The sequence below is a fragment of the Streptacidiphilus sp. P02-A3a genome (genome assembly GCF_014084105.1).
GTDB lineage: Bacteria > Actinomycetota > Actinomycetes > Streptomycetales > Streptomycetaceae > Streptacidiphilus.
Window position 1 is genome coordinate 2,497,889 of the sequence record NZ_CP048289.1, and the last position, 21,926, is coordinate 2,519,814.

Annotated in this window: 21 protein-coding genes; 16 read left to right on the forward strand and 5 right to left on the reverse strand. The window is 71.9% G+C overall.

Features of this window, described 5'->3' with window-relative positions; all coding sequences use genetic code 11:
- Positions 1 to 6: 6 nt before the first annotated feature.
- The gene (locus tag GXP74_RS11220; RefSeq protein WP_182451340.1) at positions 7 to 666 is read right to left on the reverse strand and encodes a DedA family protein; all 660 of its coding nucleotides are present in this window, start codon (positions 664 to 666) and stop codon (positions 7 to 9) included.
- A 159-nt stretch (positions 667 to 825) separates the two neighbouring features.
- On the opposite strand from GXP74_RS11220, the gene GXP74_RS11225 reads away from it, so the two are divergent.
- The 3 genes from GXP74_RS11225 (at position 826) to GXP74_RS11235 (ending at position 2,701) form a co-directional block, all read left to right on the forward strand.
- The gene (locus tag GXP74_RS11225) at positions 826 to 1,281 is read left to right on the forward strand and encodes a BlaI/MecI/CopY family transcriptional regulator (RefSeq protein WP_182451341.1); all 456 of its coding nucleotides are present in this window, start codon (positions 826 to 828) and stop codon (positions 1,279 to 1,281) included.
- Positions 1,282 to 1,344: 63 nt separating this feature from the next.
- Entirely contained in the window at positions 1,345 to 1,761 is a 417-nt protein-coding gene (locus GXP74_RS11230) for a secondary thiamine-phosphate synthase enzyme YjbQ (protein WP_182451342.1), read from the forward strand.
- A 127-nt stretch (positions 1,762 to 1,888) separates the two neighbouring features.
- Positions 1,889 to 2,701: an SGNH/GDSL hydrolase family protein gene (locus tag GXP74_RS11235; protein ID WP_182451343.1), complete on the forward strand. Its 813-nt coding sequence runs from the start codon at positions 1,889 to 1,891 to the stop codon at positions 2,699 to 2,701.
- A gap of 50 nt (positions 2,702 to 2,751) precedes the next feature.
- Here the strand turns inward: GXP74_RS11235 and GXP74_RS11240 are convergent, their stop codons facing one another.
- Positions 2,752 to 4,611 carry a long-chain fatty acid--CoA ligase gene (locus tag GXP74_RS11240; RefSeq protein ID WP_182451344.1) on the reverse strand — a complete coding sequence of 620 codons (1,860 nt, stop codon included), beginning with the start codon at positions 4,609 to 4,611 and terminating at the stop codon, positions 2,752 to 2,754.
- 239 nt (positions 4,612 to 4,850) lie between these two features.
- On the opposite strand from GXP74_RS11240, the gene GXP74_RS11245 reads away from it, so the two are divergent.
- The 13 genes from GXP74_RS11245 to GXP74_RS11305 all read left to right on the forward strand — a co-directional run bounded on the left by GXP74_RS11245 (position 4,851) and on the right by GXP74_RS11305 (position 18,382).
- Positions 4,851 to 5,810, forward strand: coding sequence for an alpha/beta fold hydrolase (locus tag GXP74_RS11245; protein ID WP_182451345.1), 960 nt, complete (start codon positions 4,851 to 4,853; stop codon positions 5,808 to 5,810).
- Between the two features lie 147 nt (positions 5,811 to 5,957).
- The gene (locus GXP74_RS11250; protein WP_182451346.1) at positions 5,958 to 8,486 is read left to right on the forward strand and encodes a nitrate- and nitrite sensing domain-containing protein; all 2,529 of its coding nucleotides are present in this window, start codon (positions 5,958 to 5,960) and stop codon (positions 8,484 to 8,486) included.
- A complete protein-coding gene (locus GXP74_RS11255) occupies positions 8,483 to 8,899 on the forward strand; it encodes a roadblock/LC7 domain-containing protein (protein ID WP_182451347.1) in 417 nt (138 codons plus the stop codon). Before GXP74_RS11250 ends, GXP74_RS11255 begins: the two co-directional genes overlap by 4 nt.
- A gap of 5 nt (positions 8,900 to 8,904) precedes the next feature.
- The gene (locus tag GXP74_RS11260; RefSeq protein WP_182456370.1) at positions 8,905 to 9,309 is read left to right on the forward strand and encodes a DUF742 domain-containing protein; all 405 of its coding nucleotides are present in this window, start codon (positions 8,905 to 8,907) and stop codon (positions 9,307 to 9,309) included.
- Positions 9,310 to 9,469: 160 nt separating this feature from the next.
- Complete coding sequence (locus tag GXP74_RS40225; RefSeq protein ID WP_225447855.1) at positions 9,470 to 9,964, forward strand: hypothetical protein; 495 nt, start codon at positions 9,470 to 9,472, stop codon at positions 9,962 to 9,964.
- Positions 9,961 to 10,689 carry a DUF4239 domain-containing protein gene (locus GXP74_RS11270; RefSeq protein WP_182451348.1) on the forward strand — a complete coding sequence of 243 codons (729 nt, stop codon included), beginning with the start codon at positions 9,961 to 9,963 and terminating at the stop codon, positions 10,687 to 10,689. Before GXP74_RS40225 ends, GXP74_RS11270 begins: the two co-directional genes overlap by 4 nt.
- 25 nt (positions 10,690 to 10,714) lie before the next feature.
- On the forward strand, positions 10,715 to 11,275 hold the full coding sequence (locus tag GXP74_RS11275; RefSeq protein WP_225448597.1) for an ATP/GTP-binding protein: 561 nt from the start codon (positions 10,715 to 10,717) through the stop codon (positions 11,273 to 11,275).
- Positions 11,276 to 11,391: 116 nt separating this feature from the next.
- Positions 11,392 to 11,901: a hypothetical protein gene (locus tag GXP74_RS11280; RefSeq protein WP_182451349.1), complete on the forward strand. Its 510-nt coding sequence runs from the start codon at positions 11,392 to 11,394 to the stop codon at positions 11,899 to 11,901.
- A gap of 247 nt (positions 11,902 to 12,148) precedes the next feature.
- Positions 12,149 to 13,435: an extracellular solute-binding protein gene (locus GXP74_RS11285; protein WP_182451350.1), complete on the forward strand. Its 1,287-nt coding sequence runs from the start codon at positions 12,149 to 12,151 to the stop codon at positions 13,433 to 13,435.
- 86 nt (positions 13,436 to 13,521) lie between these two features.
- Positions 13,522 to 14,523 (forward strand): carbohydrate ABC transporter permease, encoded by a 1,002-nt coding sequence (locus GXP74_RS11290; protein WP_182451351.1) that lies wholly within the window; start codon positions 13,522 to 13,524, stop codon positions 14,521 to 14,523.
- 50 nt (positions 14,524 to 14,573) lie between these two features.
- Entirely contained in the window at positions 14,574 to 15,494 is a 921-nt protein-coding gene (locus GXP74_RS11295; RefSeq protein WP_182451352.1) for a sugar ABC transporter permease, read from the forward strand.
- Positions 15,495 to 15,606: 112 nt separating this feature from the next.
- Positions 15,607 to 17,331, forward strand: coding sequence for a glycoside hydrolase family 13 protein (locus GXP74_RS11300; protein WP_182451353.1), 1,725 nt, complete (start codon positions 15,607 to 15,609; stop codon positions 17,329 to 17,331).
- A gap of 1 nt (position 17,332) precedes the next feature.
- The gene (locus tag GXP74_RS11305; RefSeq protein WP_182451354.1) at positions 17,333 to 18,382 is read left to right on the forward strand and encodes a LacI family DNA-binding transcriptional regulator; all 1,050 of its coding nucleotides are present in this window, start codon (positions 17,333 to 17,335) and stop codon (positions 18,380 to 18,382) included.
- A gap of 99 nt (positions 18,383 to 18,481) precedes the next feature.
- Here the strand turns inward: GXP74_RS11305 and GXP74_RS11310 are convergent, their stop codons facing one another.
- From GXP74_RS11310 to GXP74_RS11320, 3 genes are all read right to left on the reverse strand, one after another.
- Complete coding sequence (locus tag GXP74_RS11310; protein WP_182451355.1) at positions 18,482 to 19,834, reverse strand: phosphomannomutase/phosphoglucomutase; 1,353 nt, start codon at positions 19,832 to 19,834, stop codon at positions 18,482 to 18,484.
- Between the two features lie 89 nt (positions 19,835 to 19,923).
- Positions 19,924 to 20,973 carry a mevalonate kinase gene (locus GXP74_RS11315; protein ID WP_182451356.1) on the reverse strand — a complete coding sequence of 350 codons (1,050 nt, stop codon included), beginning with the start codon at positions 20,971 to 20,973 and terminating at the stop codon, positions 19,924 to 19,926.
- The gene (locus GXP74_RS11320) at positions 20,970 to 21,884 is read right to left on the reverse strand and encodes a radical SAM/SPASM domain-containing protein (RefSeq protein WP_182451357.1); all 915 of its coding nucleotides are present in this window, start codon (positions 21,882 to 21,884) and stop codon (positions 20,970 to 20,972) included. The genes GXP74_RS11315 and GXP74_RS11320 overlap by 4 nt, the downstream gene beginning before the upstream one ends.
- Between the last annotated feature and the right edge of the window lie 42 nt (positions 21,885 to 21,926).

Here is a 21,926-nt window from a genome sequence, read left to right on the forward strand (position 1 = left end):
GTGCCTCTACTCCGGGTTCTTCGCGGGCCGGGGGGCCTTCGCGGGCCTGCGGCTGCGCAGGATCTCCAGCGCGATGGGGATCACCGACACCAGCACGATCAGGCCGATGATCGGCAGCAGGTAGGTGTCGATGTTGGGGATGCTGTTGCCGAGGCCGTACCCGGCGAGGGTGACGCCGACCGACCAGACCAGGCCGCCGACGACCTGCCAGAGGGTGAAGGTCCGCAGCGGCACGTTGAGCGCGCCCGCCATCGGGTTCAGCACGGTGCGCACCACCGGGATGAACCGGCCCAGCACGATCGCCTTGGCGTGGCCGTACTCGGCCAGGATCTCCTCGGCGCGGGCGGCGCCGGCCACGATGTGCTTGTTCCGGCTGCGGGCCAGCAGCGCCTTGCCGCCCTTGCGGCCGATCAGGTAGCCGACCTGGGCGCCCAGCAGCGCCCCGGCCACGGCGCAGAGCAGCACCGACCACAGGTTCAGGTGGTCCTTGTCGGTGGTGCACAGCAGACCGGCGGTGAACAGCAGCGAGTCGCCCGGCAGGAAGAAGCCGACCAGCAGTCCGGTCTCGGCGAAGAGGATGACGAGGATGCCGAGCGCGCCGAAGGCGGCCAGCATCGAGTCGGCGCTCAGTGGGTTCAGCGCCAGCTGCGTCAGGTCCGGGGCCATGGATGTCACACTCCTGCGGTGGTGGACACTGGTTCGAGTCCGAGCCATGGCCCGGCTTTATCGTCTACATACATGTAGTCGGTCTGTGTCACTCTAGTGGATGGAAACGGCTGCCCCTCGACCACGGGTGGTCCGGGAGCCGGGAGGGGGAGTCCCTTGATGATGATCGGACCGCAGCGTCGCCATCCGGGCGAGCTGGAGGCCGGAGTCCTCGCCGTGCTGTGGTCCGGCGGCGGACCGCTCACGCCGGGTGACATCCAACGTGCCCTCGGCGGCGGCCTGGCCCGCACCACCGTCAACACCATCCTCTCCCGGCTGCACGACAAAGGCGTGGTCACCCGCACGCGTGTCGGCCGGGCTTTCGCCTACGCCCCGGCCCGCGAGGCGCAGGACGCCCCGGGTCTGGCGGCCCGTCGGATGCGCTCGGAACTGGAGCGGGCCGACGACCGGGAGACCGTGCTGGCCCGCTTCGTCTCCGGGCTCACCCCCGGCGACGAGGACCTGCTGCGCGCCCTGCTGGCCGAGTCCGAGGCCGGGTCCGAGTCCGAGGCCGGGTCCGGGCCCGAGCGCGGATCCGATGTCCGGGAGGTCCGGGACGCTGGTGACGCCGGGTGACGGCTGCCGTGCCGGATCCGGATTCGGCGCCGATCCGGGCGTCCGCCGGGTGAAGATGGGCGCATGGCTTTCGAGACGCTGACTCTGGAACTCACCACCGGCGACCGCGAGACGACGGTGGACATCACCAGTCGCTGCGCGGAGTTCCTGCGCGAGGTCGCGCCCGGCCGCAACGGCCTGCTCAACGTGTTCGTCCCGCACGCCACCGCCGGGATCGCGGTGATCGAGACCGGCGCGGGCAGCGACAGCGACCTGCTGGCCACGCTGCGCGAGCTGCTCCCGGCGGACGACCGCTGGCGGCACCGGCACGGCACTCCCGGTCACGGCCGGGACCACGTGCTGCCGGGGCTGGTCGCCCCGCACGCGACGCTGCCGGTGGTCGGTGGCGAGCTGGCACTGGGCACCTGGCAGTCGGTGGTGCTGGTGGACACGAACGGCGACAATCCGCGGCGCACCGTCAGGCTGTCCTTCCTGGGCTGATCCGACCTGGAGACAGCGGCCTGCCGGAGAAATTGTTTGGCATGGACACTGTGCGATCTCATTACCGGCTGGTATGTCTTTGGGTGGTACCTGATCCGGTGCCACCCAAAGAGTCGTGGAGGCTCCCATGCGCCCACCCCGCGCACGCTCTCTCCGGACCACCGGCATCGCCGCCCTCTCCGTGCTCGCCCTCGGCTTCACCGGTCTCGCGATCGCCCCCGCCAACGCCGCCGCCACCGGCTATGTCGCGCTGGGGGACTCCTACTCCTCCGGAGTCGGCTCCGGCAGCTACATCAGCTCCAGCGGCGACTGCGAGGACAGCACCCTCGCCTACCCGTACCTGTGGCAGCAGGCCAACCATCCCGGCTCCTTCGACTTCGCCGCCTGTTCCGGGGCGACCACCGCCGATGTGCTCAGCAGTCAGCTGTCCGGGCTCAGCGCCTCGACCGGACTGGTCAGCATCAGCATCGGCGGCAACGACGCGGGCTTCTCCAACACCATGGAGACCTGCGTGCTGGACGGCACCAGCTCCTGCCTGAGCGCGGTGGCCACGGCCGAGAGCTTCGTCAACACCCAGCTCGGGGCCAAACTGAGCGCCGTCTACGCGGCCATCCGCAAGGACGCGCCGAACGCCCACGTGGTGGTCCTGGACTACCCGCACCTCTACCAGGTGCCCGGGGACTGCCTGTTCGGCATCAGCAACACCTCCCGCAACGCCATCAACGGCGCGGCGGACGACCTGGACGGGGTGATCAGCACCGAGGCCGCCGACGCCGGATTCACCTTCGCGGACGTCCGTTCGGCCTTCGACGGGCACGAGATCTGCTCCGACGACGAGTGGCTGCACAGCACCACGCTGCCGATCGACGAGTCGTACCACCCGACCTCCACCGGCCAGGCCGACGGCTTCCTTCCGGTCTTCAGCAGCGCGGTCGGCTGACAAGTACGCACCAGGGCGCCACTGCTGACCTCGCGTCAGCAGTGGCGCGGTCAGCTGCGCAGGCCGGTCGGCAGCCGCGGCACGGCCGGTTCGGCGGCGCCGTAGAGCGCCGCGATGTCCTGGGCGCAGGCCTGGGCCACGGCCCGGCGGCGGAGCTTCAACGACGGGGTGAGCAGCCCCTCCTGCTCGGTGAAGTCCCCGGCCAGTACCCGGAACGAGCGGATCGACTCGGCCCGGGAAACGGCGGTGTTGGCGGCGGTCACCGCCCGCTGCAACTCGGCCTGGAGCTCCGGATCGCGGGCGGCCTCGGCGGGCGGCAGCCGCGGCTTGCCCCGCTGCCGCTGCCAGTGCCCGAGGGCGTCCCGGTCCAGCGTCAACAGGGCGGCCACATAAGGCCGGTTGTCGCCGACCACGACGCACTGCGAGACCAGCGGATGCACCCGCACCCGGTCCTCCAGGACGGCGGGGGCGACGCTCTTGCCGCTGCTGGTGACAATGATCTCCTTCTTGCGGCCGGTGATGCTGAGGTAGCCGTCGGCGTCCAGATGTCCCAGGTCGCCGGTGGCGAACCAGTTCTGGGACGGTGTCAGTTCGGGCTGTCCCAGGTAGCCCTGGAAGACCTGCGGGCCGTGCACCCACACCTCGCCGTCCTCGGCGATCCGCACGGTGGTACCCGGGACCGGCAGGCCGACGGTACCGAAGCGGGGCCGGTCCGGTGGATTGGAGGTGGCGGCGGCGGTGGTCTCGGTCAGGCCGTAGCCCTCGTAGACGGAGATCCCGGCGCCCGCGAAGAACAGGCCCAGCTCCCGGTTCATCGCCGAGCCGCCGGAGATGGCGTACCTGGCCCGGCCGCCGAGGGCGTCCCGGATCCGGCTGTAGACCAGCCGCTCGTACACCTGGTGCTGGAGCCGCAGCGCGGTCGAGGGGCCCGGGCCGGTGCCGAAGGACTGGCGCTCGACGGCGGCGGCGTAGCGCACCGCCAGGTCCACCGCGCGCTCGAACGCGCCGGTCCGCCCGGCCTCCTCGGCGGCCTGCCGGGCCCGTTGCAGCAACTTCTCGAAGATATAGGGGACAGCGGGCAGGAAGGTCGGCTGGAACGAGGCCAGCGCCGGCATCAGGTCGGCGGGCGCCAGGCTGGGCTCGTGCGCCAGCAGCACCCCCGCGCGCAGCGCCGCCACCTGCACCATCCGGCCGAAGACGTGGGCCAGCGGCAGGAACAGCAGGGTGGACGGCCGCTCCGGGCCGCGCTGCCGGAACAGCCCGTGGTAGCGGCCGATCAGGTTGTCGGTCTCGGCGGCGAAGTTGGCGTGGGTCAGCGGGCAGCCCTTGGGGCGGCCGGTGGTGCCCGAGGTGTAGACCACGGTCGCCACCGACTGCGGTGCCACCGAGCACCGGTGACGATCAATCAGTTCGTCGTCCACGCCTCGCCCGGCCTGTCGGAGCTCCTTCATGGCGCCCGCGTCCAACTGCCAGATCCGGCGCAGCCCGGGCAGCGCGTCGCAGATGGAGCCGATGGTCATGGCGTGGTCCTCGTGCTCCACCACGCAGGCCACGGCTCGCGAGTCGGCCAGGATCCAGCGGACCTGCTCGGCCGAGGCGCTGGGGTAGAGCGGGACGCTCTGCGCGCCGATGGACCACAGCGCGTAGTCCAGCACCGTCCACTCGTAGCGGGTGCGGGACATCAGCGCGACCCGGTCGCCGAAGCGCACCCCCTGGTGCAGCAGGCCCTTGGCGGTGGCCACCACCTCGTCGCGGAAGGCGGCGGCGCTGACCGTCCGCCAGTCGCCGTCCGGGTCGCGGCGGGAGAGGACGGCCAGGTCGGGGGTGGCGGTGGCGGCGGCGAAGACGGAGTCGGCCAGCCCTCCGGTCATCGGGGTCTCCGCCAGTGCCGGTACCGAGGACTCCCGCACGGGCCGCGCTCCCTTCGTCCAGCCCCGGCGCTCCGTCGCGTCGGGGCCTCGTAAGTTACTGGACATTAACCAGCATGGGCAGAGCGCGGACGATCCCTCCACGTGATCTCCGCATGACCGGCGGTGAGGTGCGCGCGGTGCGGCCGTCGCGGTCGGGGGCATTGACGCGGCGCGGGCCGGGCCATAACTTACTGAGCGGTAAGTTATGGCCCGGCCCCGCTCCGGCAAGGATGTGACCCATGCCCGTCGCCACCTCCCGTTCCACGTTCACCGTGACCGGTCACGACGGCGCCGCGCTGGCCGTCTACGCCGACGGCCCCGACGACGCGCCGGTCACCCTGGTCCTGGCCCACGGCTGGACCCTGGACGCCACCGCCTGGCAGCACCAGGCCGAGGACCTGACCCGGTCCCGGGCCGCCGCCGACGGCGCCGAGCCGACCGGCGCCGTCCGGGTGGTCCGCTACGACCAGCGCGGGCACGGCCGCTCCGAGGGCGGTGGCAGCCGCTGGAGCATCGACCTGCTCGGCCAGGACCTGGCCGCCGTCATCGAACAGACCGCCCCCAACGGCCCGGTGGTGCTCGGCGGCCACTCCATGGGCGGGATGACCGTCATGGCGCTGGCCGCCGCCCGCCCCGACCTGATCGCCGACCGGGTCGCCGGGGTCCTGCTCACCAGTACCTCCGCCGGCCAACTCGACCCGCGCGGACGGCCCGAGGCACCGCTGCGGCTGCGGATCCAGGGACACGCGCAGTCCGCCTTCTTCGGCTACTGCGCGCGCACCGCCGAGCGCTCCGAGCGGATCCGCGCCCACCTGCCGGGGCCGGAGCGCGGGGTCAACCCGTTCCTGGTCAAGCGCTACCTCTACGGCCCGCAGGCCCCGCGCCCGGCGGTGCTGGCCGGAGCCCGCATGATCCACGACTGCCCGATGGCCGCCGTGGCCGGCTGGTACCCGGCGCTGATGCTGCACGACAAGGCGGGCGCGCTGGAAGCGCTGCGGGAACTGCCGGTGGAGGTGGTGGTCGGCTCCGGCGACCGGCTGACCCCGGTCGCCCACAGCCGCCGACTGCTGGCCGAACTCCCGCGGGCCGCCCTGCACATCGAGCCGGACTGCGGTCACATGCTGCTCCTGGAGCGCCCTGAGGTGGTCAGCAGCCGACTCCGGAAGCTCTGCCGAATCGCTGTCCAGGGCTCGAACTGACACCTGGGCAGGGGGTAGGCTCACGCCGAATCACTGGTAGCTTGTGCGCCCACACCTGTCGTCGTGTCTCGTCCGTGTCCACTGGTACCAGTGCGGTTGCTACCAGAGCGGTCGGTCGGTCCTGAGCCGGTCAGTCCGGGGGAGTCCATGCGCTTTCGCAGCAGATCCATCCGCGCGAAACTGGTCGCGCTGCTCGTGGTTCCGCTGTTCTCCCTCTGCGCGCTGTGGACCTACTCCACCGTCACCTCGGTCGGCCAGGTCTGGTCGCTGACCCGGATCGGCGGCGAGTACGGCTGGTTCGGCACCCCCGCCGACGACGTCTCGCTGGCGATCCAGGACGAGCGCCGGGCGGCCGTGGCCTTCGCCGCCGCCCCCTACGGCCAGGGCGACCTGGCCACCCTGCGCCGCGCCGAGCAGGCCACCGACCAGGCCGCCGCCGTGTTCACCGCGCACGCGGGCGACCGGCACCGGATGGAGGGGCTGAACAGCACCCAGCGGCAGGCGGTGAGCGGGGTGCTGCAGGAGATCGAGTACGTCCAGTCCGGACGGGCCGAGGTCGAGCAGCACACCCTCGACTGGTCCCAGGTGTACCTCAGCTACACCGGCGCGCAGGACCCCTTCTTCACGCTGCGGCTGGCGCTCACCGACCTCCCGGTCGGCAGCCTCACCCGCGAGGCGGGCGACCTGAACGAGCTGGACCGGGCCCGGGAGTACATCTCCGAGGAGGACGCCCTGATGGCCGGGGCCCGCACCTTCGGCTCCTTCAGCCAGGCCGAGTTCCAGGAGTTCCTCACCGCCGCGAGCGGTGAGCAGCTGCTCTACCAGGTGCACCAGGCGCAACTGCCGGTCGCCGAGGCCCGGCTGTTCGAGCAGTTCACCGGCGGCACCGAGTACATCGCGCTGACCAACCTGGAGGACCGGGTGGCGAGCCTCGGCGAGGCCGCGGCTGCCCGCGACATCTCCGCCGTCACCTGGGCGACCACCCTCAACACCACGCTGCGGGACCTCAGCACCATCGACGCCCAGGCCGCCGCGCAGTCCCAGGCCCAGGCCCGCTCGTACGCCCTGGGCGTGATCTCCCGCCAGGGCGTCGTCGGCGCGGTCGGCCTGTTCGCGGTGCTGCTGTCGCTGCTGGTGTCGATCCGGATCGGCCGCGGCCTGGTGCGGCAGCTGGTCGGCCTGCGCGACTCGGCGTTCGAGCTGGCCGGGGAGCAGCTGCCGGAGGTGATGCGGCGGCTGCGCGCGGGCGACCGGGTGGACCTGGCCACCGAGATCCCGCAGGTGGCCGCCGGGGACTCGCGCGGACGCGACGAACTCGCCCAGGTCGCCCGGGCCTTCAACGCGGTGCAGCGGGCGGCGGTGGAGGCCGCGGTTGAGCAGGCCGAGCTGCGGCGCGGCGTGGCCGCCGTCTTCGTCAACCTCGCCCGGCGCAGCCAGGCCCTGCTCAGCCGCCAGTTGACGCTGCTGGACGAGATGGAGCGGCGCGCCGAGCAGCCCGACGAACTCGCCGACCTGTTCCGGCTGGACCACCTGACCACCCGGATGCGCCGCCACGCCGAGGGCCTGATCATCCTCTCCGGCGCCGCCCCCGGACGCTCCTGGCGCCGCCCGGTGCGGGTGCTGGACGTGGTGCGCGCGGCCGTCGGCGAGGTCGAGGACTACGCCCGGGTCCGGGTGCACCGGATGCCGCCGGTGGCCGTGGTCGGCGGCGCGGTCTCGGACGTGGTGCACCTGCTCGCCGAACTGGTCGAGAACGCCACCACCTTCTCCCCGCCGCGCACCCAGGTCCGGATCCAGGGCGAGGAGGTCGCCCACGGCTTCGTGCTGGAGATCGACGACCGGGGCCTCGGCATGGGCGAGGAGGCCCTGGCCGCCGCCAACGAACGGCTGTCCAGCAGCGGCGAGTTCGACCTGAGCGACACCGACCGGCTGGGCCTGTTCGTGATCAGCCGGCTCAGCGGTCGGCACGGCATCCAGGTCTCGCTGCGCCGCTCCCCGTACGGCGGGACGGCGGCCGTGGTGCTGCTTCCGCCGGAGCTGCTGACGGCGGCGGTGGCGCGCAGCAGCGAGAGCCGGGTCGAGGAGACCTCGGAGTTCGTGCTGCCCGCCGCGCGGATGCGGCTGGGCCGGGAACTCCCGCAGGGCGCCGCCCAGTTGGGCGGTCCCACCGGGTCGGTCGGGTCCACCGGGCCGCGCCCGGCACCGGTACCGGCCAGTCAGGACAGCGCCGGGGGCCTGCCGCGCCGACGGGCGCTGCCGTCCCGGGTGGACGCCTACGTGGCCGCCCGGGAGTCCGTTCCGCAGCCGTCGGCCGCCCCGGCGCCGGTGTCGGAGCTGCTGCCGCGCCGGATCCGGCAGGCCAGCCTGGCGCCGCAGTTGCGGGACTCCGCCGAGCGCAGGCGGGCCGGTGAGCCGGAGCCCCGGGAGCAGCCGGCCCGGGAGCGCTCGCCCGAGGAGGTCCGGGCGACCTTCTCCTCCTACCAGCGCGGCCTGAGCCGGGGCCGCACCGAGTCCCGCCCGCCCCGGCCGGACAGCGAAGCCCGGCCGGACAGCGAAGCCCGGCCCGACAGCGAAGCCCGACCCGACAGCGAAGCCCGACCCGACTCCCACGCCGACGCCGATTCCGGCGCGGAACCCCAGGCAAGCACAGCACCAGCGGAAGGACCGGTCCGATGACCGCACCGACGAAGCCCTCCAGCGATCTCAACTGGCTGCTGGACGACCTGGTCCGCCGGGTGCCGGAGATCCGGCACGCGGTGGTCCTGTCCAGCGACGGCCTGGCCACCGGCGCCTCGGCGGGCCTCACCCGCGAGGACTCCGAGCACCTGGCCGCGGTGGCCTCCGGCTTCCACAGCCTGGCCAAGGGCGCCAGCCGGCACTTCAAGGCGGGGGAGGTGCGGCAGACCATGATCGAGCTGGAGCAGGCGTTCCTGTTCGTCACCGCCGCCGGGGACGGCTCCTGCATGGCCGTGTTCAGCGAGGCGGAGGCCGATGTCGGCCTGGTCGCCTACGAGATGGCGCTGCTGGTGCGGCGGGTCGGTGAGCACCTGGGCACCGACGTGCGGACCGGCCTGCCCGCCGAGCGGTGACCGCGGTGCCGGGGGGAGCGGGGGAGCCCGAGGGCTGGGCCGAGGAGGAGGCGGAGCAGGCACGGCTGGTCCGCCCGTACACGCTGACGGGCGGCCGTACCTGGCACGCCGAGAGCGACGCGTTCGACGTGATCGCCCAGATCGCCGCCGCCGAGGAGCACGAGCAGACCGGGGACACCGACCTCGCCGAGGAGCCGGAGCACCAGGCGATCCTGGAGCTGGTGCTGGCGCGTCCGCTCTCGGTGGCTGAGATCGCCGCCGAGACCGACCTGCCGCTGGGCGTGGTCCGGATCCTGCTGGGGGACCTGCTGGACGCCGGGCTGATCACCGTCAGCCGCCCGGTCCCGGCGGCGCAGCTGCCCGACGTCCGGATCCTGCGCGAGGTCATCCAGGGCCTGCGGGCGCTGTGACCCCCGACCCGGGCGGACAACCCAGCCCGGGCAGACAACCCGTCGGAACGCTCAACCGAAGGTACGCCGATAGCACCGGCGTTCCCATCAGCAGCACCCGGACGTGTCGTTTGGCGTCCACCCGGAGCTAACCGGTGCCGTCACCGGGCAGCCCCTGCCCATGGACAGCGACTCCCTTCTCCCCCACCACGACTGGCCCTGCGCGGCGCTGCCGGTGCCGCCGCCCGCGCCCCCGCCGCCGGTACCGCCGCCGGTACCGCCCCCCGGCGGGGCCGGGCGGGGCTTCCCGGAGCCCGTCGCGCCGGTGCTGCCGCGCCTCCCGCGCCCGCCGCACCCGCCGCACTGCGTCGCGCCGCCGCGGCCGGTGGTGGTCCGCCCGGTCGCCCCGGCGCCGGCCCCCGCCCCGGTCCGGGCCCCGGCTCCGGCCCCGGCGCCGGTGGTCCGGCATCCGCAGGCGACGCTGCCGCCGAAGCCCACCCCCAGCCAGATCCACGCCACCACCGCCGTCCCGGTGGTCCCGGCGGTCACCGCCGCCGCCGTGCCCGTGCCGCCCGCCGCCCCGCAGGCGGCCTTCCTCTTCGTCGCCGTCACACTGCCCGCGCTGGTCGCGGCCGGTGCGGGTTTCGTCAGTCACGCCTTCGGGAGGCACCGTTGATCGTCGGCTTCATCACCTTCGCGCTGCTCGGCGCCGTGGTCGCGGTGCTGGTCCTGGTCGCCTTCGGACGCACCCCGCGGTCCCGCGAGGGCACCTTCTCCGGGGGCGCGCTGGGCTTCCTCGGCTCCGCCTCGCTGTCCTCGTTCGTCCTGGTCGCGGCGTTCCTGATCGCGGGCTCCTGGTCGAACATCAATACCGCGAAGGGGCACACCTTCGACGAGGCGCGCGCCCTCAACGCCGCCTACACCGACGCCGACGCCACCACCCGCCCGCTGCTGCGCGACTACGTCACCTCGGTGATCCACGGCGAGTTCGCCACCATGGCCCACGGCCAGGCCGACAACACCACCTGGCACGACCTGGACCTGGTCCGCGAGCACGTCGACAAGGAACCGGTGACCACCGCCAGCACCCAGGAGCTGAGCGACCTGGACGACGTCTACACGGCCCGGCAGATCCGGCTGGCCGACACCTCCGACACGCTGCCCGCGCCGCTGTACCCGGCGCTGGTCGCCACCGGACTGCTGGTGCTGCTGTACGCGCCGATCGCCGGACTCACCTTCAGCCTGCGCGAGTCGGTCGCCCTGGGGCTGGTCGGCGCGGTGGTCGGGTTCGCGGTGTTCATGGTGCTGCACATGAACCATCCGTACACCGGCCCGGTCCATGTCACCCCGGTCGCCTACACCCAGAGCCTGACCCGGTTCGCCCAGCTGTCAGGGGGCTGACAGCTGGGCGCGGCGGCGCACTAGGATCACGCCCGTGGACTCCATAGTGGCGCTGAAGATCCTGGTCGCGGGCGGTTTCGGCGCGGGCAAGACCACCCTGGTCGGCGCGGTCAGCGAGATCCGCCCGCTGCGGACCGAGGAGCGGCTGAGCGAGGCCGGCCGCCCGGTGGACTCGCTGGCCGGGGTCGAGGACAAGCGGACCACCACCGTGGCCATGGACTTCGGCCGGATCGACATCCGCGAGGGCCTGGCGGTGTACCTGTTCGGCACCCCGGGCCAGGACCGGTTCTGGTTCCTCTGGGACGAGTTGGCGCTCGGCGCGCTCGGCGCGGTGGTGCTGGCCGACACCCGGCGGCTGGAGGACTGCTTCCCCTCGGTCGACTTCTTCGAGCGCCGGGGCATCCCCTTCGTGGTCGCGGTCAACCGCTTCGACGGCGCCCGCGACTACCCCGCCGAGCAGGTCCGGATCGCGCTCGACCTGGACCCGGCGGTGCCGGTGCTGTTCTGCGACGCCCGGGTCCGGGACTCGGTCAAGGAGGTCCTGGTGGACGTCGTCGAACTGGCGATGGCGGGCCGTTCGCGCTGAGACCGAGCCGCCCCCAGGCACCGGCCGGTCCAATCCGCCGGTTCCCGCCAGGTACCGGGGCGGCAGGCAGCAGAATGGGCCTTCACGGAATCGGCACACGGGGCAGGGGCGGAACGGTGGCGGATACGGCGGCGGGGTCCGAGCCCGGTCCGCCACTGCCCCGGCGGGCCTCCTGGCGCTCCGGCCTGGGCTGCGCCGCCACCGTGCTCAGCGTGGCGGCCCTGGTCGTGGTCGGCCAGCTGGCCGGGACGCTGGTCCGGCACCGGCCGGGCACCGACCCCCCGGCCCCGGGACCGGCACCCGGCCTGGCCCAGCGGCTGGACGCGCTGCCGCCCGCCGTGCAGGCGGTCCCGCCCACCGACGCCGGGGTGGCCGCGCTGCTGGCCGGGGTGGGCCTGCCGGTCAGCACGGCGGTGGATGTCCAGTTCCGGCCCGGGTACGCGGTGATCGCCATCGGCGTGGTCGGCGACTGCGTCTTCGCCGACCTCCACCAGCGCCGGGTACGGGCCTGGGAGGCCCCGAAGCTCATGCCCTGCACCGCCGACCGGGCCTTCCACTCGCTTTTCGGCGGTCAGGGCCGCTGGCCCGACCTGGACCGCCGGGACCGGCTGTCGCAGTCCCGCTGAGCCGCAGCCGGTCCGGCAGCGGCCGGGCCGCACCGCCACGTCGCACGACGACAACGTCCCGGACACGCGAATGTAACGATCATCCGGCCTTTCAGAAAGTTGCTGCAAGGACTTTCCGCCGGGGTCACGCGGCTGTTACGTTCCTCCCCAAGCCGACGCGGTAACGCCGCGCCGACTGGGGAAGGCCCGGTGCGTCAGGGCTGACCCACCCCAAACTTGGGCAACCCCACCCTCCAAGGAGTGCACAATGCGTCGTGGCATTGCGGCTGCGGTTCTGGCAACGGCGATAGCGGTTTCTGCAAGTGCTTGCGGCGGTAGCGGTTCCACTGCCTCGTCCTCCAACAAGGCATCCGGCCCCGTCACCATCACCTGGTGGGACACCTCGGACGCCACCAACGAGGCTCCTACCTACAAGCTGCTGGTCTCCGAGTTCGAGACGGCCAACCCCAGCATCAAGGTCAACTACGTCAACGTGCCCTTCGGTACCGCCCAGACCAAGTTCCAGACCGCCGCGGGCAGTTCCGGCGCCCCCGACGTGCTGCGCTCCGACGTCGGCTGGACCCCGGCCTTCGCCAAGGCCGGTTACCTGGCCCCGCTCGACGGCACCCCGGCCATGGCCGACGAGTCCGCCTTCGAGTCCACGCTGATCAAGCAGGCCAGCTACAACGGCCACGTCTACGGTGCGCCCCAGGTCACCGACACCCTCGGGCTGATGTACAACAAGCAGCTGTTCGCCAAGGCCGGGATCACCGCCGCGCCCACCACCTGGGACCAGCTCAAGGCCGACGCCGCGCTGATCAAGCAGAAGGACGGGGTCGACGGCTTCGCCCTGGAGGCCGCCTCCTACTACGCGATGCCGTTCCTGTTCGGTGAGGGCACCGACTTCGTCGACACCGCCAACAACAAGATCACCATCAACTCGGCCGCCGCGGTCAAGGCGATGACCACCGCCAAGAGCTTCGTCGGCGCCCCCGGCATCTCCAAGCTGGACGTCACCGCCGACGCCGACACCGACATCATGGACTCCTTCCAGACCGGCAAGGTCGCCATGGTCATCCAGGGCCCCTGGGACATCACCAACGTCTACGCGGGCTCGGCCTTCACCTCGAAGAGCAACCTCGGCATCGCCCCGGTCCCGGAGGGCTCCACCGGCACCGCCGGAGCCCCGACCGGCGGCCAGAACCTGGTCGTCTACGCCGGAGCCGACGCCGCTCACCTGGCCGCCTCGGAGAAGTTCGTCGGCTTCATGACCTCGGCCGCCAGCGAGACCGAGACCGCGTTGAAGAACGGCACGCTGCCCACCCGCACCGACGCCTACACCGCCGCGGTCAACGCCAACCTCGGCATCGAGGGCTACCAGGCGATCCTCAAGTACTCCGTGCCGCGCCCGGCGCTGCCCGAGTACAGCTCGTTCTACGCCTCCTTCGCCACGGACTACACCAAGATCCTCGCGGGCCAGGAGAGCATCCAGACCGGCCTGGGCAACACCTCCTCGGCCATCGCCAAGCTGCTCCCGAGCTACGCCGCCCAGTGATCCGCCGTCGGCCGGGCCGCCTCTCCCCAGGCGGCCCGGCCGACGTGCCGCTGTCCCGAACCCCCGTGATGAATGAGGTGTCGCAGATGACCGTCGCCGTCGAGGGCGGAGCCGTCGAGAAGCGCCTGCCCCGCGCCCCCCGGCGCGGACCGGTCGCCAGGATGAAGCAGTCCTACGACCGGTACTGGTACGCCTGGGCCATGGCCGCGCCGGTGGTGCTCGTCCTCGGTCTGGTGGTGCTGTACCCGCTCGGGCGCGGCATCTACCTGTCGCTGACCAACGCCACCAGCCTGAACGTCGGCCGCACCATCGGTGTGAACCACATCCCGAACAGCTACTCCTGGGTCGGGCTGCACAACTACGAGCAGATCCTCTCCGGCGCCGACCACGAGTTCTGGCCGCACGTCTGGTGGACCCTGGTCTGGACGGTCGCCTGCGTCGCGCTCACCTACTCGCTCGGCCTGGGCCTGGCACTGCTGATCAACCGGCAGCTGCGCGGACGCACCTTCTACCGGGTGCTGCTGGTGCTGCCGTGGGCCGTGCCGACCTTCGTCACCATGTTCTCCTGGCGGCTGCTGCTCGCCGACAACGGCCTGGTCAACAGCGCGCTGAGCGGGCTCGGCCTGGGCGCCCCGGGCTGGCTGAGCGACCCGACCTGGCAGCGGGTCGCCGCGATCGGGGTCAACACCTGGGTCGGCTTCCCGTTCATGATGGTCTCGCTGCTCGGCGGCATGCAGGCGATCCCGTCCGAGCTGTACGAGGCCGCCGAGATGGACGGCGCGACGCCGTGGCAGCGGTTCCGCTACGTCACCCTGCCGGGGCTGCGCCCGGTCAGCAACACGGTGATCCTGCTCAGCGTCATCTGGACCTTCAACCAGTTCAACGTGATCGACCTGATGTTCGGCTACGGCAGCAGTGACAGCGTGCAGATCCTGGTGACCTACGCGTACCAGCTGTTCTTCAACCAGCAGCCGCAGGACTACGCCAACTCGGCCGCCTACGGCGTGATCATCCTGTCGATGCTGATCGTCTTCGCCAGCGTCTACCGCCGCTGGCTCAAGCGCAACGAACAGCAGGTCGGCATATGAGCGCCGCCCAGGAGCTGACCCCATCCCAGCCGGACGTACCAGGAGGAGCCATGAGCAGTGTCGCCGACCGGGTCACCGCGGGCCCCGGAGCCGCCGGACCGGGCGGTCGGCCCACCGCGAAGGCGGCCCGCACCAGGGGCCGGGGCCAGCGCGGCCCGCTCGCCTCGCTGGGGCTGCACGGCGGCCTGGCGCTGACCGCGATCGTCGCGGTCTTCCCGATCCTGTGGATCGCCTACATCTCGCTCGGCCCCGGCGTCGACGACTTCCTGCACCCGGGCGGCATCGCCCACAAGGCCTCGCTGTCCAACTACAGCTACGTGCTGTTCCACACGGACTTCTTCACCTGGTTCGCCAACTCCATGATCGTCGGCGCGGGCACCATGTTCTTCGGGGTGCTGCTGGCCGCCACCGCCGGGTACGCCGTCTCCCGGATGCGCTTCCCCGGCCACCGGCAGCTGATGTGGACCTTCCTGGTCACCCAGATGTTCCCGGTGTCGGTGCTGCTGGTGCCGCTCTACAACATCATGTCCCAGCTGGACCTGCTGGACAGCTACCAGGGCCTGATCATCATCTACTGCTCCACCGCCGTTCCGTTCTGCGCCTTCATGATGAAGGGGTACTTCGACACCATCCCGGTGGAGATCGACGAGGCCGGCCGGATCGACGGGCTGAGCCCCTTCGGCGTGTTCTGGCGGCTGATCGTGCCGCTGGCCCGCCCGGGCCTGGCGGTGGCCGCCTTCTACAGCTTCCTGACCGCCTGGGGCGAGGTCGCCTACGCCTCGGTGTTCATGCTCTCATCTGACAAGTACACGCTGTCGGTGGGTATCCAGACCTTCGTCAGCCAGTACAACCAGCAGTGGAACCTGATGGCGGCGATGGCCGTCCTGGTCGCCATCCCCGCCGCGCTGGTCTTCTACCTGGTGCAGAAGCACCTGGTCACCGGCCTCACCTCGGGCGGGACCAAGGGCTGAGCGCGTGCCCTGGACACCCCCGACCCCGTTGATCGACTGCGGCCGATGACCACACCGACCACCTGTCCGTTATCCGCTCCCCTCCTCGACCGCCCTATCCTCAAGGGATTCCATGACCCAGCACCTTGCCGCCCTGAACCTGCCGTCCGCCGAAACGGAGGCCGCCGCCCCGGCCGCCGTCGCCGGTGCCGCGCGCAGATCCGGCTGGTGGCGCGACGCGGTGATCTACCAGGTCTACCCGCGCAGCTTCGCCGACGCCAACGGTGACGGCATGGGCGACCTCGCCGGTATCCGCAGCCGACTGCCGTACCTGCGCGACCTGGGCGTGGACGCGGTGTGGCTCTCCCCCTTCTACAGCTCGCCGCAGGCCGACGCGGGCTACGACGTCGCCGACTACCGCGTGGTGGACCCGATGTTCGGCGACCTGGCCGACGCCGAGGGCCTGATCGCCGACGCCCACGGGCTCGGCCTGCGGATCATCGTCGACATCGTCCCCAACCACGTCTCCGACCAGCACCCGTGGTTCCGGCAGGCGCTGCGCGAGGGCCCGGGATCGCCGCTGCGCGGACGCTTCCACTTCCGTCCCGGCCAGGGCGCGGACGGCGAACTGCCGCCCAACGACTGGGAGTCCATCTTCGGTGGCCCGGCCTGGACCCGCACCGAGAACCCCGACGGCACCCCGGGCGAGTGGTACCTGCACCTGTTCGCCCCGCAGCAGCCGGACCTCAACTGGGACAGCCCGGCCGTCGCCGACGAGTTCCGCAGCCTGCTGCGCTTCTGGCTGGACCTGGGCGCCGACGGCTTCCGGATCGACGTCGCGCACGGCCTGGTCAAGGCCGCCGGACTGCCCGACATCGGCATGCACGACCAGCTCCGGCTGCTCGGCAACGACGTGCTGCCCTTCTTCGACCAGGACGGCGTGCACGAGATCTACCGCGACTGGCGGCGGATCCTGGACGAGTACGGCACCGACCCGCAGACCCGCCGGATCGCGGTCGCCGAGGCGTGGACCCCCACGGTCGAGCGCACCGCCCTCTACCTGCGTCCGGACGAGCTGCACCAGGCCTTCAACTTCCAGTACCTGGGCACCGAGTGGGCGGCCGGGCCGCTGCGCGAGGTGATCGACGTCTCGCTGGACTCGATGCGCCCGGTCGGCGCCCCGGCCACCTGGGTGCTGTCCAACCACGACGTGGTCCGCCACCTCACCCGCTTCGGCAAGGGGGACCGCGAGCAGGACCTGCACCGCGCCCGGGCGGCGACCCTGCTGATGCTGGCGCTGCCCGGCTCCGCCTACCTCTACCAGGGCGAGGAGCTGGGCCTGCCCGAGGTCACCGACCTGCCCGACGAGGTCCGCCAGGACCCGGCGTTCACCCGGGCCCGGGGCACCGCCGCCGAGGGGCAGGAGGGCATGCGCGACGGCTGCCGGGTCCCGCTGCCGTGGTCGGGCGCCACCGCGCCGTACGGCTTCGGCCCGGCCGCGGACGGTCCGAGCTGGCTGCCGCAGCCCGCCGAGTGGGCCAAGCTCAGCGTCGAGGCGCAGACCGGCGACGCCTCCTCGACGCTGGAGCTGTACCGCCGGGCGCTCGCCGTCCGCCGCGCGCACCCGGCGCTCGGCGCCGGCGACGCGGTCGAGTGGCTGGACGCCCCGGAGGGGGTCATCGCCTTCCGCCGCACGGCCGTCGGCGACTCGCTGGTCTGCACGGTGAACACCACCGGGGCCCCGGTCACACTGCCGGTGCCCGGCGTGCCGCTGCTGTCCTCCACCGGCGAAGCCCCGGCCGCGGACGGCGCGCAGGCCGTGCTCCTGGCCGACTCGACCGTCTGGTGGTCGTGCTGACATGGCGTCAGTTCCTCCGGCGCCGGTGGCCACGGCACGGCTGTCCGACATCGCGGCACAGGCGGGGGTGAGCGAGGCCACCGTCTCCCGGGTGTTCAACGGCCGACCGGGGGTCTCCGCCGCCACCCGGCAGTCGGTGCTGGCCGCGCTGGACGTGCTCGGCTACGAGCGCCCGACCCGGCTGCGGCAGCGCAGCGCCGGGCTGATCGGACTGATCACCCCGGAGCTCAACAACCCGATCTTCCCGGCGCTGGCACAGGTCATCGAGCAGGTGCTGACCCGGCACGGGTACACCCCGCTGCTGTGCACCCAGACACCGGGCGGATCGACCGAGGACGAGCTGGTGGACATGCTGGTGGACCGGGGGGTCACCGGCATCGTCTTCGTCTCCGGGCTGCACGCGGACACCACCGCCGACATGGAGCGCTACGCCCGGCTGGCCGGCCGGGGCGTGCCGTTCGTGCTGATCAACGGCTACAGCGAGCTGATCGCCGCGCCGTTCATCTCGCCGGACGACCGGTTGGCGATGCGGATGGCGGTGCAGCACCTGGCCGAGCTGGGTCACGAGCGGATCGGCCTGGCCCTCGGCCAGGCCCGGTTCGTCCCGGTGCTGCGCAAGCTGGAGGGTTTCGCCGCCGCCTGTACCGAGCTGCTCGGGCAGAGCCCGGCGGAGAGCGGGTCCCGGATCCAGCACACGCTGTTCAGCGTCGAGGGCGGCCACGCCGCCGCCGCGGCCCTGCTCAACCAGGGCTGCACGGCGGTGGTCTGCGGCAGCGACCTGATGGCCTTCGGGGTGATCCGCGCGGTGCGCCAGCGCGGACTCTCGGTACCGGGGGACGTCTCGGTGGTCGGTTTCGACGACTCGCCGCTGATCGCGTTCGCGGACCCGCCGCTGACCACGATCCGGCAGCCGGTGGAGGCCATGGGCGCGGCGGCGGTGGACGCGCTGCTGGAGGAGATCAACGGCAACGCCCTGCACCGCGCCGAGTTCATGTTCCAGCCGGAACTGGTGGTCAGAGGCTCCACCGGCGCCGCCCGCACCCGCCCCTGACCCGTCGCCCCACCCAGCCGTCGCCCCACCCGCCGCCGCCCGCCGCACCAGCCGCCGGGCGGCGGTCGCGCGTCCGCCCCCGGCGGGCAGGCTGGTGGGTCAGCAGCGGACCAGGGCCAGCACTTCGTCGCGCAGAGCGTCGACTGCGCCTTGGGTGGGGGCCTCGACGTTGAGCCGCAGCAGCGGTTCGGTGTTGGAGGGGCGGAGGTTGAACCAGCGGCCGTGGCCGAGGTCGACCGTCAGCCCGTCGAGGCGGTCGGTGGTGACCCCGTCGAACTGCTCGTAGGCGGCCTGGACTTCGTCCAGCTTGGCAGGCACGTCAGCGACTTGGGAGTTGATCTCCCCGGAGGCGGCGTAGCGCGAGTAGTCGGCGACCAGTTCGGACAGGGGCCGGTCCTGCTCGCCGAGGGCCGCCAAGACGTGGAGTGCGGTGAGCATGCCGGTGTCGGCCCGCCAGAAGTCGCGGAAGTAGTAGTGCCCGGAGTGCTCGCCGCCGAAGACGGCGTCGTGTTCGGCCATCAGTGCCTTCATGAACGAGTGGCCCACGCGGCTGCGGATCGGCTTGCCACCGTGTTCGAGGACGATCTCCTGTGCGGCGGCGGAGGTGATCACGTTGTGGACGACGGCGGAGCCAGGGTGCTTGGCCAGTTCGCGGGCGGCGACCAGGCCGACGATGGCGGACGGGGGAACGGCTTGGCCCTTCTCGTCGATGAAGAAGCACCGGTCCGCGTCCCCGTCGAAGGCAAGTCCGATGTCCGCGCCGGTCTCGACGACCTCGGCTCGCAGGTCAACGAGGTTCTTCGGCTCCAGGGGGTTGGCCTCGTGGTTGGGGAAGGTGCCGTCCAGCTCGAAGTACAAGGACACCAGGTCGATCGGCAGGCTGCTGAAGACCGCAGGGACGGTGTGACCAGCCATGCCGTTGCCTGCGTCCGCGACGACCTTCAGTCGACGGATACCCGAGAGGTCGACCAGGCTGTTCAGGTAGGCAGCGTACTCGGCCAGCATCTGGCGGCTGGTGACGGTGCCGGGCCGGGCGGCGCTGGCAGGGATGTCTCCGGTCTCCAGCCAGGTGCGGATCTGCCCGAGGCCGGTTTCCTCGCCGACGGGGGCTGCTCCGGCCCGGCACAGCTTGATGCCGTTGTCCTTGGCCGGGTTGTGGCTGGCGGTGACCATCACCCCGGGCAGGTCCAACCAGCCGGAGGCGAAGTACAGGTAGTCGGTCGAGCCGAGGCCGACATCGATCACATCGGCTCCGGCCCGATTGGCCCCGGCCGCGAACGCGGCGGCCAGATCGGGGGAAGTCGAGCGCATGTCGCGGGCGATGACGATCTTCTCGGCACCGGTGAGCCGGATGAACAGGGCCCCTGCCTTGTCGGCGATGTCGGTGTTCAGCTGGGCGGGTACTTCACCGCGGATGTCGTACGCCTTGACCAGACGCGAGTAGTCGGGCATGGCCTGCCTTTCGGTGAGTCGGGCTTGCTGGGGCTGAGGTTACCGATGGTGGCCGTCCGACCACGCTGGACGTGCGGTCACCGTCGGAGTCATGCGGGGGTGCTGACAGCGGTTGCTTCAGGGAGGCTGGTGATCAGCCCTTGCGGTTCGGAAGCGGGCAGGGCGATCGCGTGGACCGGGAGGTCGGCGACCGATTCCAGGACGGCGGTCAGGGCGTCGTCGGGAACCAGCGCGAACAGGCAGCCGCCGTGTCCGGAACCGGTGAGCTTGGCCCCGAAGGCGCCCGCCGCTCGCACCCGGCTCGCGCAGGTGTCGATCAGGTCGGTCGAGCAGCGGACCTTGTCCCGCAGCAGGTCCTGCCCGGCGTCCAGCAGCCGACCGAGTTGGCGGTAGTCGACGGTGGTCGCAGTCAACGCCTCGGTGACCGCGTCGACCAGTGCACCGGCCTGGCGGGAGTAGTCGACGATCCCGGTCTCGCGCGCCTGGAAGCGGGCACGCTTGGACGCCAGCACCTTCGCGGTGGTGCGACGCTTGAGGGTGTCGATGACCACGACCGGGATGCCCAGGGTCGAAGTGATCCGCTCGACTGTGGGAACCTCGCTGGCGTTCACGCGGTTGACTCCGCCGTGCGCGCAGGCCAGGAAGTCCATCCAGCCCGCCCCGGAGCCCAGTTCTCCGGTCTCGGCCTGGCGGGCCAGAGCGCACACGCGGGCGAGCTCGATCGGGTCCCCGGCCAGGCCGACGAGGGCTGCGACCACCGCCAAGGTGACGGCGGCGCTGGAGGACAGGCCGGCCGCCACCGGCAGTTCAGTGGAGGCGGTCAGTACGGTTCCGGCGATCAGTTCGGCCTGCTGGAGGCTGACCCGGGCGGCGGCCTGCATGTGGTCCAGGACGTGGCCGTCGTAGTGGTGTCCAGCCGCTTGGGCGGCGGGGACCAGGCGGGTGCTGTAGAGCGGCGGCCCGGAGGTCAGGGCCAGCGCGGTCGAGCCGACCGCCCGCCAGGCGGTGACTTTCGTTCGCAGCGGCACCGCGGTCACCACGGAGGAACCGCCAACCATCCAGTCCAGGGATTCCCCAGCCAGGCACAGTCGGCCCGGGACGGAGACGGTCACCGCGCGCGCGGTGGATCGGGCCGTCATCGGCGGGTCTCCGGTAGAGCCTGCACGCAGGTGGTGCAGGCCGGTGAGCGGGACCAGTCCGCACGGCCGTGACGGGCCCGCCAATCGGTCATCGTCGGGTGGTTCCACAACTCGGCCAAGGTGTGGTCGGCGACGTTGCCGACCACGTACTCGCCGTGCTGGGGGCCTTCGGGAACCACGTTGCAGCACATCTTCATCTGCCCGCGCCAGTCCACGCTCAGCGAGGTCGCGGTCATCCGGCACACAGCGGTACGCAATCCCGGCTGCGGGACCAGGGCTGTGCCGCCTCGGTCGTTGTAGGTGTCGATCGACGGGCGGATGACCTCGATCAGCATCTCGGTCCGAGGGTCGGTCGCCGTCGCGGCCAGGCCCTGGCGAACCTCGGCGAACTGCCAGTCGAAGCTGTCCCGGATACGGGCCTTGACGAGCCAACTACGCAGGGCGTCGAAAGTGGGCGACACGTTCGCACGGTGGGGGTATCGGGTGACGCGCAGGTACTTCACGCCGTCCTGCCGCAGTTGTTCCAGCACAGCGTGGTTGAGCAGGTCGCCGTTGGTGTAGATGGCAGGCTTGGCCGCGGGGACCGTCTGGCGGACGTGTGCGAGCTCGCGGCGCAGGCGGGGATTGGCCAGCGGCTCGTTGTAGTTGTGGAAGGCAAGGAACCCCTCGAAGGCGGCGGCCCCGAGTTCGGCGGTGATCTTGACGAAGACGGCCCAGTTCATCAGCTGCTGGGTGCGTCGCGCGTCGGTGTGTCCGTTGGGGCACCACAGGCAGGTGCGATTGCAGTAGCGGGAGGTCTCGACCTCCACGTACCGCAGGCCGGACAGCAGTCGGTCCCTGTCGGCGGCGCCGGGAGCCCGGGTGGGTGCCAGGGGCAGTAACCGCCTTCGGGCAGTGGTTGGTTCGGTCATGGCATTCCTCCGCTGCGAGTAGGCCCGTCAGGGCCGGGGTTT

Bases quoted from the DNA above. Each gene is read 5' to 3' on its own strand.
- GXP74_RS11255 (WP_182451347.1), top strand. From the start codon at position 8,483: ATGACCGCACCGACGAAGCCCTCCAGCGATCTCAACTGGCTGCTGGAC.
- GXP74_RS11320 (WP_182451357.1), bottom strand. From the start codon at position 21,884: ATGACCGAACCAACCACTGCCCGAAGGCGGTTACTGCCCCTGGCACCC.
- GXP74_RS11300 (WP_182451353.1), top strand. From the start codon at position 15,607: ATGACCCAGCACCTTGCCGCCCTGAACCTGCCGTCCGCCGAAACGGAG.
- GXP74_RS40225 (WP_225447855.1), top strand. From the start codon at position 9,470: ATGGACAGCGACTCCCTTCTCCCCCACCACGACTGGCCCTGCGCGGCG.
- GXP74_RS11315 (WP_182451356.1), bottom strand. From the start codon at position 20,973: ATGACGGCCCGATCCACCGCGCGCGCGGTGACCGTCTCCGTCCCGGGC.
- GXP74_RS11305 (WP_182451354.1), top strand. From the start codon at position 17,333: ATGGCGTCAGTTCCTCCGGCGCCGGTGGCCACGGCACGGCTGTCCGAC.
- GXP74_RS11245 (WP_182451345.1), top strand. From the start codon at position 4,851: ATGCCCGTCGCCACCTCCCGTTCCACGTTCACCGTGACCGGTCACGAC.
- GXP74_RS11250 (WP_182451346.1), top strand. From the start codon at position 5,958: ATGCGCTTTCGCAGCAGATCCATCCGCGCGAAACTGGTCGCGCTGCTC.
- GXP74_RS11235 (WP_182451343.1), top strand. From the start codon at position 1,889: ATGCGCCCACCCCGCGCACGCTCTCTCCGGACCACCGGCATCGCCGCC.
- GXP74_RS11230 (WP_182451342.1), top strand. From the start codon at position 1,345: ATGGCTTTCGAGACGCTGACTCTGGAACTCACCACCGGCGACCGCGAG.
- GXP74_RS11220 (WP_182451340.1), bottom strand. From the start codon at position 666: ATGGCCCCGGACCTGACGCAGCTGGCGCTGAACCCACTGAGCGCCGAC.
- GXP74_RS11290 (WP_182451351.1), top strand. From the start codon at position 13,522: ATGACCGTCGCCGTCGAGGGCGGAGCCGTCGAGAAGCGCCTGCCCCGC.
- GXP74_RS11285 (WP_182451350.1), top strand. From the start codon at position 12,149: ATGCGTCGTGGCATTGCGGCTGCGGTTCTGGCAACGGCGATAGCGGTT.
- GXP74_RS11295 (WP_182451352.1), top strand. From the start codon at position 14,574: ATGAGCAGTGTCGCCGACCGGGTCACCGCGGGCCCCGGAGCCGCCGGA.
- GXP74_RS11225 (WP_182451341.1), top strand. From the start codon at position 826: ATGATGATCGGACCGCAGCGTCGCCATCCGGGCGAGCTGGAGGCCGGA.
- GXP74_RS11310 (WP_182451355.1), bottom strand. From the start codon at position 19,834: ATGCCCGACTACTCGCGTCTGGTCAAGGCGTACGACATCCGCGGTGAA.